Source organism: Gracilimonas sp. (assembly GCF_017641085.1).
In the GTDB taxonomy this organism is placed as follows: Bacteria; Bacteroidota; Rhodothermia; order Balneolales; family Balneolaceae; genus Gracilimonas.
Genome location: NZ_JAEPPI010000002.1, coordinates 768,742 through 781,083, shown reverse-complemented (window position 1 = coordinate 781,083; position 12,342 = coordinate 768,742). Strand labels below are relative to the sequence as shown.

Genomic DNA, 12,342 nt, shown 5'->3' with positions numbered 1-12,342 from the left:
TTTTTCTCACTCACTCATCGAAGTAGCAACTTAGCTATGGTGCTGAGCTGCATGTTCGTTGTACCCTCGTAGATCTTACCGATCTTAGAATCACGGTAATATTTCTCTACGGGATATTCTTTCACATATCCATATCCTCCAAATAAATCGACCGCTTGCGAACTCACACGTTCAGCAACTTCAGAGGAATAAAATTTTGCCATTGCAGCTTCTTTCAAAAAGTTTTGGCCATTCATTTTCATTCGGGCTGCATTGTAAACCAGTAAACGAGCGGTTTCAATATCTGTTGCCATACGGGCCAGCTGAAACTGAACACCCTGGAATTCAGAAATTGCCTTCCCGAACTGCTTACGTTCCTGCACGTAAGCCAGAGCCGCATCAAAAGCACCCTGGGCAATACCAATCATCTGGGCCCCGATACCGATTCGACCTTCATTCAATGTTTCGATGGCTACTTTATATCCTTTTCCAACTTCACCCAGTACATTTTCTTTAGGCACACGGCAGTCTTCCAGTAAAATTTCGCAGGTGGAGCTCGCTCGAATTCCCAGCTTATTCTCTTTCTTGGATATTGAGAACCCTTCCATTCCGCGTTCAACTACAAACGCTGTAATTCCTTTATATCCGGCTTCGGGATTCACATTAGCCATCACCAAAAAGATGTCTGCCTCGTTGGCATTGGTAATCCACAACTTGGAACCGTTCAGCACAAAATCATCACCGTCTTCTTTAGCGGTGGTTTTAAGGGCAAAAGCATCACTGCCTGATCCGGCTTCTGATAGGCAGTAAGCACCTACTTTTTCGGTGGCTAAGAGAGGTAAATATTTTTCTTTGAGATAGTCGGAGGCAAAGTTTACAAAAGCGTTATTTACCAGGGTATTCTGCACATCCATGAAAACACCCGCCGAGGCGTCAACGCGAGAAATCTGCTCGATAGCTACGATCGACATCATAAAGGTTCCGCCGCCACCGCTATAACGTTCAGGAATGTCAATTCCCATCAAGCCCATTTCAAAAAATTCTTTTACCAGATCTGGGTCGAGCTTGGCATTTTCATCCATTTCTTCGACCAGGGGTTTGATGGAAGCTTCAGCAAAATCAGCTGCCGCTTCTTTAAGCATTTGCTCATCTTCAGTGAGCTGTGTTAGAGGTGGAATTAGTTGCTCGGTTTGTTCCATCTATAAAACTGTGTGAGTAGGTTTTGAGTGAAAGTGAAACAGAATATACAAATTGTAAGCGCTTTTTTACTAATTAAAACCGTATTTTTTGCATCCCGTTAGTAAAGAACTCTCGACCTCTTTATTTTCGTTATAATTACTAAACCTCAAAAATTCTTTAGTCACTCTTGGAAAATTCAGACTTCGAAAAAGCCCTTCATTTTGATGAGTTTCCACCCATATCTACTGAGGAATGGGAAGCCGTAATTGAGAAAGACCTTAAAGGAAAAGATTACAAAGATGTGCTTCGCTGGCAATCCGGCGAAGGGGTCAATCCTCTTCCGTTTTACCGGGAAGAAAACGTACGTGATCTTTCTCTTTCACCTGAGACTGTTGCAGCCCACGGCTCATGGAATGTTATAGAACCCGTGGAAAGTTCGGCGGTATCGGAAGCAAATAAAGAAGCCCTGCATGCACTCGAAAATGGAGCTTCCGGATTATATTTCTGTCCGCCCAAAAACTACCTGCAATCCCGTGAGGATTTGGAGAACTTATTAAAGGACATTCAAATTGAACTTATCGCTCTGAGATTTGGCAGTGCTATTTCTTCAACTGATGCATCTGTTTGGCTAAAGGAAATATGTGATGAACGAAAACTTAATACAGAAGAATTATCGGCAGGCTTTAATTTCGACCCGATGGCAAATGGAGCTTTAACCGGAAATCTGGTTTCAAAAGCTGAGATTAAAAACACGGTTAATACCTTTGATGAATCATTTTCATTTTGTGCCATCGATAGTTCAGTTTTTGCAAACGCCGGTGCGACTATCATTCAGCAGTTGGCCTTTTCTATGGCAGCCGGTAATGAATATCTCGGATTTAACTCAAAACTGGCCGGCAACATGCATTTTAATTTTGCGACCGGTCCCAATTACTTCCTTGAGATAGCAAAGTTCAGAGCTTTTAAGCGAATGTGGGGCCAGGTATTAGGCGAATATGGAGTGGATATCACTCAACCCTCCGTCCATGCTGAAACCAATTTTTGGAATAAATCCCAATCGGATGCCCACAATAACATGCTTCGAACCACGACGGAAGCCATGTCAGCAGCAATCGGGGGTTGCGATACCATCACGGTCCATCGTTATGATGAGCATTTTTCCGATGACTCCGGTTTTGCCTCCCGTATTGCCCGAAATATTCAGCTTATACTCCAGGAAGAGGCGTATTTGGATAAAGTGGCCGATCCAGGTGCCGGCTCATATTATATAGAAGTGCTTACTGATAGCATGGCCCAAAAAAGCTGGGTGTTATTCCAGGAAATTGAAGCCAAGGGTGGTTTTCATGAGGCGCTTAAATCAGGATACATACAAGAATTGGTAGCTGCTTCACGAAAAGAAAAAATCGAGGCTTACCAACAAAAAGAGAAAGTTTTGGTAGGGGTGAATAAATATAAGCCCGACGAAAAGATTCAAAATTTAGAATTCAAAATTCAAAATTTTGCCAGCTTTGACCAAGATATGAATGAATGTATTACGATCGACAAAATATCGCTTTTGAATATTGAAGCAGAACTTAAAAACGGGGAAGGATAATGAAGAAGGATTTCTCCAACATAGATTTTAAAGCAAATGTAAATTCAGAGCATAAGTCCCCAAAGAAAGACGCGTGGGAAACTCCTGAACAAATTCCGGTGAAACCCCGGTTTTCCGCAGAGGATATCGAGAAGCTTGAACATCTCAATTACGCTGCCGGAATTCCACCTTATCTGCGCGGCCCTTATTCTACCATGTATGCTGTTCGTCCGTGGACCATCCGTCAGTACGCCGGATTTTCAACCGCCGAAGAATCCAACGCTTTTTATCGCCGCAACCTGGAAGCCGGACAGAAAGGCTTGTCTGTTGCTTTTGACCTTGCCACGCACCGCGGGTATGATTCCGATCACCCCCGGGTTTCCGGTGATGTAGGCAAAGCCGGGGTAGCCATCGATTCGGTGGAGGACATGAAGATTCTTTTTGATCAGATTCCGCTGGATAAGATGTCGGTTTCCATGACCATGAACGGGGCCGTTATTCCGGTGATGGCATTCTATATTGTTGCAGCTGAAGAACAAGGCGTGAAGCCGGAACAGCTTGCAGGAACCATTCAGAATGATATCCTGAAAGAATTCATGGTTCGGAATACCTATATCTATCCACCCGAACCATCAATGAAAATTATCGGGGATATCTTTGAATATACTTCTCAGAATATGCCTCGCTTCAATTCCATTTCTATCAGTGGTTATCATATGCAGGAGGCAGGGGCTACCTGCGACATTGAGCTCGCTTATACCCTGGCCGATGGCCTTGAATACCTCCGAACCGGAATAGAAGCCGGAATGGATATTGATGATTTTGCCCCGCGGATTTCTTTTTTCTGGGCCATTGGCATGAACCACTTTATGGAGATTGCCAAGATGCGGGCAGCGCGTTTATTATGGGCTAAAATTGTGAAGTCCTTCAACCCAAAAAACCCTAAATCGCTGTCTCTCAGAACGCATTGCCAAACTTCGGGATGGAGCCTTACCGAGCAGGACCCATTCAACAACGTAGCGCGCACTACGGTTGAGGCCATGGCAGCAGCGCTTGGGCATACACAGTCGCTTCATACCAACGCACTGGATGAGGCTATTGCTCTGCCTACCGATTTCTCTGCCCGTATTGCCCGAAATACCCAGCTCTTTCTGCAGGAAGAAACCGGTATCACCAAAGCGGTTGATCCCTGGGCCGGTTCTTATTATGTAGAATACCTGACCGACAAAATTGCACGGCGGGCTTGGACACTGATTGGTGAAGTTGAGGATTTAGGAGGTATGGCCAAAGCAATTGAAACCGGCATCCCTAAGATGCGGATTGAAGAAGCAGCTGCAAGGAAGCAGGCCCGCATCGATTCCGGCAAAGACACCATTGTAGGAGTCAACAAATTCCAGACCGATGAGAAATCGGAAATTGATGTACTGGAAGTGGATAACGTGAAAGTGCGTAAATCCCAGATTGAGCGCATCAACACGATGAAGCAAGAGCGCGATGACAAAGCTGTAGAAGCTGCGCTGAATAAACTGACCGAATGCGCGGAATCGGGTGACGGAAATTTATTAGCTTTAGCCGTTGACGCTGCCCGAAAACGAGCTACTCTTGGCGAAATTTCAGATGCCATGGAGAAAGCATTCGGGCGTTACAAGGCAACCATTAAATCTATTTCCGGCGTGTACTCCTCAGAACTCAAAAATAACGATCAGTTTAAAGCAGCACTGAACCTGGCGGATAAATTTGCTGAGCTGGATGGCCGGCGTCCGCGAATCATGGTCGCTAAAATGGGGCAGGACGGACACGATCGCGGGGCGAAAGTTATTTCAACCAGTTTTGCTGACTTGGGATTTGATGTGGATATCGGGCCTCTTTTCCAGACACCGGAAGAAGCCGCCCGACAAGCCGTGGAAAATGACGTTCACATCCTCGGGGTTTCCAGCCTGGCAGGTGGACACAAAACATTGGTTCCACAGGTCATCAAAGAACTCAGGAAACAAGGGCGCGAAGATATCATTGTTATAGCCGGCGGTGTGATTCCCCAGCAGGATTATGATTTCCTTTATGATGCCGGAGTTACGGCCGTATTCGGTCCCGGAACGGTTATCCCCAAAGCCGCCAAACAAATTCTGGAAGTGCTGATTGAGAATTATTCATCCTCATGAAATTAACTGCAAATTTTTTGTTTAGATCTTCACCCTTAATAACTTTTCCAAAGTTGTTAGGCGACTTTTTCCAGCTAATTCCCCTTTATAACTATGGAAAAGTTAGAGGAGGAAGGGCGCTTTGAGTAAACAACTTCCACCCGCTTCCGAATTTATTGAAGGTATTTTAGATGGCGACCGAATGTTGCTTAGCCGTGCTATTACTTTAATCGAAAGCACCAAACAGGAGCATCAGGAACTGGCTCAGGAAATCATCGAAGGATGTCTTCCTCATTCCGGAGATTCTGTTCGAATTGGTATCACCGGTGTTCCCGGGGTTGGGAAAAGCACCTTTATTGAAGCTTTTGGCAATTATGTAATTGATGAACAGGACCGGAACTTAGCCGTTCTTGCTGTTGATCCCTCCAGCTCCAAAACGCGGGGCAGTATCCTTGGGGATAAAACACGCATGGAGACGCTATCAAATCATCCGAATGCATATATCCGCCCCACCCCCACTTCCGGCTCTCTGGGGGGCGTAGCGAGAAGCACACGGGAAACCATCACCCTTTGTGAGGCAGCAGGCTTTGACACCATCCTCATTGAAACCGTAGGTGTGGGTCAGTCAGAAACAGCTGTTCATTCCATGGTCGATTTCTTTCTATTGTTGATGCTTGCCGGTGCCGGAGATGAACTTCAGGGCATCAAGCGAGGTATCATGGAAATGGCCGACTCCATCGTTATCAACAAAGCCGACTCCGGGAATGAAGATGCTGCCAAACGCGCTATGGCTGAATACAAAAACGCCCTGCACCTCTTCCCACCTACTGAATCTGGCTGGATTCCCAAAGTAACAACCTGTTCTGCATTTCATAACAAAGGCATTCCCGAAGTTTGGGAAATTGTGGATGAGTATGTGCGCCACACCAAAGCCAAAGAGTACTTTGATCACCAACGAAAAGAACAAGCCAACTACTGGCTGAATGAAAGCATCCATCAGGAACTGCACCAGGCATTTTATGGAGATGCTGATCTCAAATCTAAACTGGAAGCCTGCCGAAAGCAGGTTCAGGAAGGAAAAATATCTTCCTACAAAGCCGCCAAAGATTTGATGAAAGAGTTTTTGGAAAGATAGTTCGTTATTCGTGTAATCGTTATTCGGTAACAACCTCGGATTCACGAATAACGATTAACGAAATCAACTAAGCTTCATGTCGGCCTGGGCAGAACTGAAGGCAACGTCTTCATCAAACTTCTGGCTGCCGAAGGTTTCTTCCATTTCAGCTCGCAATTTCTGAATGGTAAGTCCACTGGTAAGAGCCCCGTTTCGGGCGATGGAAATTCGTCCGGTTTCTTCCGATACCACAATTACGAACACATTATTCGACTCACTGATTCCTACTGCAGCGCGGTGCCGTGTCCCGAATGAAGAAGAGATGTTCGGGTTTTGTGAAATGGGCAGATAACAACTTGCTGCCACAATCCGGTTCCCCCTTATGACAACAGCCCCGTCATGAAGCGGGGTTTCCTTTTGGAATATGGTTGTGAGGAGTTCACTTCGGATTTCAGAGTCAATATTTACACCGGCATCTACTAAATCCTGCAGCGAAGAAGTCCGGGCAAATACAATAAGTGCCCCGGTTTTATTTTTCGACATTTCCTTGACGGCGTCGATAATTTCATCGATGGTACGATCGGAATTGGACGTAGAGAAAAAGCGATCCAGACTTGTATTGGTCCCCAGCCGGTACAGCAGTTTCCGGATTTCAGGCTGAAAGAGAATGATGAGCGCGATAATACCGACGTCCAGAATCTGGCTCAGAATGGAATTGATGGTGGTAAAGCCCAAAAGCCCAATCACAACATTAATAATCACCACAAACAAAATTCCCAGGGCCGCTTGAATGGCAAACGTACCCTTGACCCACCGGTACAGATATACCAGCACGAGCGCAATAATGAGCGTCTCGGCAAAATCTTTTAAGCCGAATTCAAGGAAACCAATGGGAAACAAGGCCGCCGGATTTGGTTATTGTTGGGATTGAACTGCGTTGAATATACGAATTGAATCGGAAGCTTCCTTCACATCATGCACACGTAGAATATTTGCTCCTTTTATGAGTGCGTGGTAGTGCAGCGCAACGGTCCCGGTTATGCGATCGTCTGTAGGCCGGTCGTCTAATATTTTACCGATCATGGACTTGCGTGAAGCTCCAACTAATACAGAGAAACCAAATTTTTTGAATTTGTCAAGGTGGGCAATCAATTTAAGGTTGTGCTCCAGCGTTTTCCCGAACCCGATTCCCGGATCTAAAATAAGATGATGGACTCCCCTCTTTTTTGCTTCCGCAGCTTGCCGCTCGAAAAATCCCATCACATCTTCAACCACATCGTTGTACTCCGGGTTTTTCTGCATCGTCTTAGGATCACCCTGAGAATGCATCAAAACATATGCGGCATCATGTTCAGCGCAAAGGTCGGCAAGGCGGGGGTCTTTTTGCAGCCCGCTCACATCATTGACAATTTTAGCACCTGCCTGAAGTGCTTTTTTAGCCACCTCATACTTAGTGGTGTCGATAGAAAATATGGCATCGCTGAAAACCGGGATGGCTTTTTCAAGTAGTGGAATAACCCGGTCTATCTCTTCACTTTCGGAAACCGGATCGGCTCCCGGCCGGGTTGATTCCCCTCCCACATCTATAATCTGTGCCCCGTTTTTAAGCATCAGGTGAATGCGGTCCATAGCCCGGCTATGGTTCAGATATTTACCTCCATCACTGAAGGAGTCGGGCGTAGCATTGATGATCCCCATTATTTTTGGGGATGAAGATGCGCTTAAAATGGAGGTATCGTCAGGCAATAATGAGTGATTCTTGGGAATCGTTAGAGGCTGTGTGACTCAGGGAAAACTCCGGTTACTTACCAGGTTTCTACAAGCTGATCAAGCTTATCTTCTTTGGTGGCCCAATCGTCAGCATCGGGCAGTGCATCCTGAGTTTCATTGATGATGCGGTCTTCCCAGGCTTCGGATAGTCTTTCATTCAGGTCGATGTAATCTTCCCATTTTTCAGGTACTTCATCATCGGGGTAAATAGCTTCTACCGGACATTCAGATACGCATGCATCACAATCAATACATTCCATCGGGTCGATAACCAGGAAGTTAGGTCCTTCGCGGAAAGCATCAACCGGACATACGGCTGCGCAGTTAGTGTATTTACATTGAATGCATGGTTCAGTAACAACGTATGGCATATTTTTAAAACTCTGTTAGGTTGTGAAAGACTGAGTATTTCAGCAAGGGAATATCCCCTCACTTTTAGACAGATGCAATCTTAATAAAGCCCTTGAACCTGTTTTTTTGGCGAAAAAGTTTCCAATTTCACTTTAAAAGTACCGACACACTGTCCAGGCTTCCATCGTTTTGTGCCGGTGTGATCTCCAAAAGATGCGCCATCAAAGAGTACAGGTGTACATTCTGAAAAGGCTTTGCTGTATATCCTTTTTTAAAATCAGGACCATTGGCTACAAACAGAGCGTGCATTTCTTTTGCCTGATTGTCAAAGCCATGGGTTCCTCCTGATGGATAATTCTCACGTTCCTCAAAAAACTCCCTGGTTGTGATGGTATAGCCCACATCGGCAACCAGCAAGAGTTCCGGTACCCTGAGGTGATTCTTCAGGTGATAGCGTTCAGGGATATCTTCCTTTTTATATACTTTAAAATGCTCTTCATTGGCTTTTAATGCCGAATATACTCCTTCTAAATTATCACCCTTTACATTTGTCATCATCGCCGGACTGTAAGAAATAACCTGCAGATCATCCGGGTTTATCATCTCATCAAGAATCACAACCCGGTCCCTGGAAATTTCTGCCATGCCGTGGTCCGATACAATCATCAGGTTCGTTTTGCCGGACAGTCCTTTTTGGTTTATAGATTCTACCAGATAACCCACTAAATTATCCGCCCGCTCAATAGCTTCAACCACTTCCGGGGAATTGGGCCCGAAACGATGACCACGAGCATCCACAAAACTGAAATAGAGCGTGGCAAAATCGACTTCTTTTTCATTGCCGTAAGAGAGCCATTTTACAACCGTGTCGATACGGGCTGAGTCAGGCATGCTTTCATTATATCGTTTCCAGTGGGTGGGGCGCATATCCTGTATGGGAGTTTCTGAACCTACCCAGAACATGGTTCCTGATTTTTTGCCAGCCTTTTCAACCGTATTCCAGATCGGCTCACCCTCGTACCAATCGGGGTTTTCTACCGCATCCCGGTTCGAAATAGTAAATCGGGCATCCATCTCAGGATCGTACATATTGTTGGCAATAAAGCCGTTGTTCTCCGGATACAGACCGGTAGCCATAGCATAATAATTCGGAAACGTTTTTGACGGGAAAATCGGAATCAGGCCTTCACTAAATACGCCGGTTTCCACGAGTTTATCAAAATTTGGGGTATGGGTTTTGGAAAGATAGTCGTACCGAAAGCCGTCGAAGGAAACAAGCAAGACTTTTGCATCCCTTGATTTTTCTTCTTCGATGCACCCCATTAAGACCATCGAAATTAAAGCGCAGACAAGTAGTTTTTTCATGATGATGTACAATAAAAAAGCAGCCTGTCAAAAGACAGGCTGCTTTCAAAATTTAACGTAAAATTGATGATACGTTTGTATTGTTAGAAGTTGATTCTAACTCCAAAGTTGTATCGTCGAGGTAGTCCAAAGAATACTTCCGCGTCATCAGCATCGTGATCGCCGTCATATCCGTTGAATCTACTGTTATCCGTAGCATCCTGAATGTATGTGTTATCAAAAAGATTGAACAGGTTCAGGAACAATGAACTTCCTTCAAATACACCAGGAAGAGCATAATTCAAGTGAGCATTGAACACCGTGTAGTTGGGCACTTGCCATGTCTGTGCACGATCACTTGGGTCGTCTCTGTCAAGCGGATCAAAATCTGACCAGTGGCGCATGAATGTAGTACCTACAAGGGTAACATCCAGATTCTGCATTGGCTCTACTGTAAGTGTATAAGCAAACTGTGTTTGTGGTGCGTTACCTACTTTCAGTCCTTCAACAAAAAGGCTTACGGTATCCTGTACAGAAGGGTTATTCTGATCAGGGGTGTAAAGCGCAGTTACATCATTCTTGTACTCCCACAAGTTGTGAGAAGCAGCCACGTCAAGTCGGGCCCATTCAGCCAGTTTAGCAGATGTTTCAAGCTCAACCCCGGTGTGCATTTGATCCAGGCCGGTGATGTTAATCAAGCCTTCTGTTCCATCCTGAAAGTTGATTCCTCTTGTGAACGAACGGTCGCGACGATCGGTCAGGTAGTAGTTCAGGTTAAAGCCAAATCGTCCGCTTGGGTCTCTGTAACGAGTACCTGCTTCGTAGAAGTAGAACTTCTCGTTTTCAGGGTCTTCGTTGATCGCACCGGTTCCGTCGTTAATAACGTTGTCAAAAATCGGCACTTTAGAGATTGCGCCAACATTCAGGTAAAGGTCCAGATCATCACTCAATCCATAAAGAACACCTGCTTTAGCCTGGTATCCAACAAGATTGTCGCTTTCACGTTCTGTTTCCTGCAATCCTGCTTTGTTAGGATCATCCAGGAAGTAGTTCAAGTGGGAGTATTTTACAGTTGAGATCCCCACCGTAGCATAGGTGCTGAAGTTGTCTTTGGAGTATTCACCCTGCAGGTAACCGCCTAACCAATCTACTGTGTTGTCAAAGTTGTAAGCAACTTTATCTCCCAGACGAGTTTCACGGTTTGGGTTCAGATCGTTGGAGTTGTCGATGTAATAGCGGCCACCGAGAAGGTCACGTACTTCACGATAGTGCTCAATTTCAGCTGTTCTCCAGTCTAAACCGGCTTGCAGTTCAAGGTTTTCATTAGCCTGGTAAGAAAGCTTCAAAATGTCACCTACTGTCCACTGGTTGTTTCGGCTGTTTCTGATAATTCCATTTGCAACAGCATCTCCACTTCCATCCAAATTGGCCAGGTTATCAGCGATAGTCGCATTCCAGTCAACAATTCGCTGAGCGTGGCTGTAATCATACTCGATGTCACCAAGCGTTCCTGTTCCTCCACCTTTACCACCGGAGTAGTACAATACGTTAGTTAGTGTAAGCTTATCAGTCAGTTCACTGTACCAGTTTAAGTTAACCTGTGGCTTATGAAAGAAGTTTTCTCGCTCGTTAAGGAAGTTTTTAGAGTAGCGACTCTGGATGCTTGGATTTAACCATCCGTCTCCTACATATTGATTTCCATCATAACTGTTGGATACTCCGGAAACATTAGAGTTAAACAAACGCCCTTTTTCCCAGAATACATCAGCGGCAGCAGGATCATAGCTATCCAGACCCAGCGCATAACTTCGGTCGTAGGTTGCAATATTTTGGGCATACAGGTTTTGACCGTGACGCTGAGGAGCTCCCAGTGCAAACAGGTCAAGCCTGTTCTCGTCATTAATTTGGTATGAAGCCGCAATATGATAAGCCCAGGCATCTGTCCATGTTCCGTCAACAATACCTTCGCCTTCTTTTCGTACACCCACGGCGCTGATGGCAAACTTGTCGTTAATAAGGCCGGAGTTCAGCATCAGGGTAGTTTTGTTGAAGGCTCCACTACCGTTCTCAAACTTCACCATGCCGCCGGCTTCATTGTTGCTTGGGTCAGTAATAATGTTCAGGGTACCACCCACAGATGGCACAGCCAGGTTTACATTTGAAATACCGCGCTGAACCTGAATGGATCGGGCAGCATCACCAACGCCATCCCAGTTAGACCAGTACACCCAGCCGTTCTCCATATCATTTACAGGAACACCATTAATCATTACAGCCACGTTTCTCTGGCTGAATCCACGAACGTTAATACGGGCATCACCTGCACCGCCACCTGAGTTGGTTGAGTAAACCGAAGGTGTAACGTTTAACACTTCAGGAAGGTCACGAGAACCCAACTGAACTCTGATTTCTTCCTGACTTACATCAGAGAAAGCAACCGGAGTGGTTTGGTCTGAACGAGAAGCAAATACCTCAAGTGAAGTCAATGACTCACTGGTAAGTTGCATTTCAAAATCGAGGGTAAGGGTTCCTTCTCCAACCGTGACTTCTTCCATCAGGGTTACATACCCGATATTAGAAACACGCAGGTTGTAGGTACCCGGATCAACATCGTCAATCTCATATTCACCGTTAAGATCGGTGGCAGCACCTTGGGTGGTTCCCATCACTAATATGTTGGCACCAATAATGGGTTCGCCGGTGCTGGCGTCCGTAACTTTACCCGTAATAGTTGATTGCGCAAGGGCAGAACCTGACACAATCAGACTTAAAAAAACTATAGATAAGTAGCGTAACATTTGTCCGTTTTATTTGAGGTTTTCAGTAGAACCCAAAAATAAAAACTATAAGATTAAGATAATGTTACGATCAGGTTTTATTATAACTTAACAGCT

9 protein-coding genes are annotated in these 12,342 nt (G+C 45.3%); 3 read left to right on the top strand and 6 right to left on the bottom strand.

Annotated elements, in window-relative coordinates; all coding sequences use genetic code 11:
• Positions 1 to 14: 14 nt before the first annotated feature.
• Positions 15 to 1,178 carry an acyl-CoA dehydrogenase gene (locus JJ941_RS10455; RefSeq protein ID WP_290964799.1) on the bottom strand — a complete coding sequence of 388 codons (1,164 nt, stop codon included), beginning with the start codon at positions 1,176 to 1,178 and terminating at the stop codon, positions 15 to 17.
• A 167-nt stretch (positions 1,179 to 1,345) separates the two neighbouring features.
• Here JJ941_RS10455 and JJ941_RS10450 point away from each other — a divergent pair, with 167 nt between their 5' ends.
• The 3 genes from JJ941_RS10450 to meaB all read left to right on the top strand — a co-directional run bounded on the left by JJ941_RS10450 (position 1,346) and on the right by meaB (position 6,004).
• Complete coding sequence (locus tag JJ941_RS10450) at positions 1,346 to 2,752, top strand: methylmalonyl-CoA mutase subunit beta (RefSeq protein ID WP_290964796.1); 1,407 nt, start codon at positions 1,346 to 1,348, stop codon at positions 2,750 to 2,752.
• The gene (gene scpA, locus JJ941_RS10445; protein ID WP_290964793.1) at positions 2,752 to 4,890 is read left to right on the top strand and encodes a methylmalonyl-CoA mutase; all 2,139 of its coding nucleotides are present in this window, start codon (positions 2,752 to 2,754) and stop codon (positions 4,888 to 4,890) included. Before JJ941_RS10450 ends, scpA begins: the two co-directional genes overlap by 1 nt.
• Before the next feature lie 121 nt (positions 4,891 to 5,011).
• Complete coding sequence (gene meaB, locus JJ941_RS10440; protein ID WP_290964791.1) at positions 5,012 to 6,004, top strand: methylmalonyl Co-A mutase-associated GTPase MeaB; 993 nt, start codon at positions 5,012 to 5,014, stop codon at positions 6,002 to 6,004.
• Positions 6,005 to 6,067: 63 nt separating this feature from the next.
• On the opposite strand, the gene cdaA is transcribed toward meaB, so the two are convergent.
• From cdaA to JJ941_RS10415, 5 genes are all read right to left on the bottom strand, one after another.
• On the bottom strand, positions 6,068 to 6,883 hold the full coding sequence (gene cdaA / locus JJ941_RS10435) for a diadenylate cyclase CdaA (RefSeq protein WP_255133610.1): 816 nt from the start codon (positions 6,881 to 6,883) through the stop codon (positions 6,068 to 6,070).
• 15 nt (positions 6,884 to 6,898) lie between these two features.
• Positions 6,899 to 7,729 carry a dihydropteroate synthase gene (gene folP / locus JJ941_RS10430; protein WP_290964787.1) on the bottom strand — a complete coding sequence of 277 codons (831 nt, stop codon included), beginning with the start codon at positions 7,727 to 7,729 and terminating at the stop codon, positions 6,899 to 6,901.
• 59 nt (positions 7,730 to 7,788) lie between these two features.
• Positions 7,789 to 8,124, bottom strand: a complete 336-nt coding sequence (fdxA, locus tag JJ941_RS10425; RefSeq protein WP_255133614.1) for a ferredoxin FdxA — start codon at positions 8,122 to 8,124, stop codon at positions 7,789 to 7,791.
• Between the two features lie 127 nt (positions 8,125 to 8,251).
• Positions 8,252 to 9,469, bottom strand: coding sequence for an ectonucleotide pyrophosphatase/phosphodiesterase (locus tag JJ941_RS10420; protein ID WP_290964785.1), 1,218 nt, complete (start codon positions 9,467 to 9,469; stop codon positions 8,252 to 8,254).
• An 83-nt stretch (positions 9,470 to 9,552) separates the two neighbouring features.
• The gene (locus JJ941_RS10415; RefSeq protein WP_290964782.1) at positions 9,553 to 12,246 is read right to left on the bottom strand and encodes a TonB-dependent receptor; all 2,694 of its coding nucleotides are present in this window, start codon (positions 12,244 to 12,246) and stop codon (positions 9,553 to 9,555) included.
• Positions 12,247 to 12,342 lie beyond the last annotated feature (96 nt).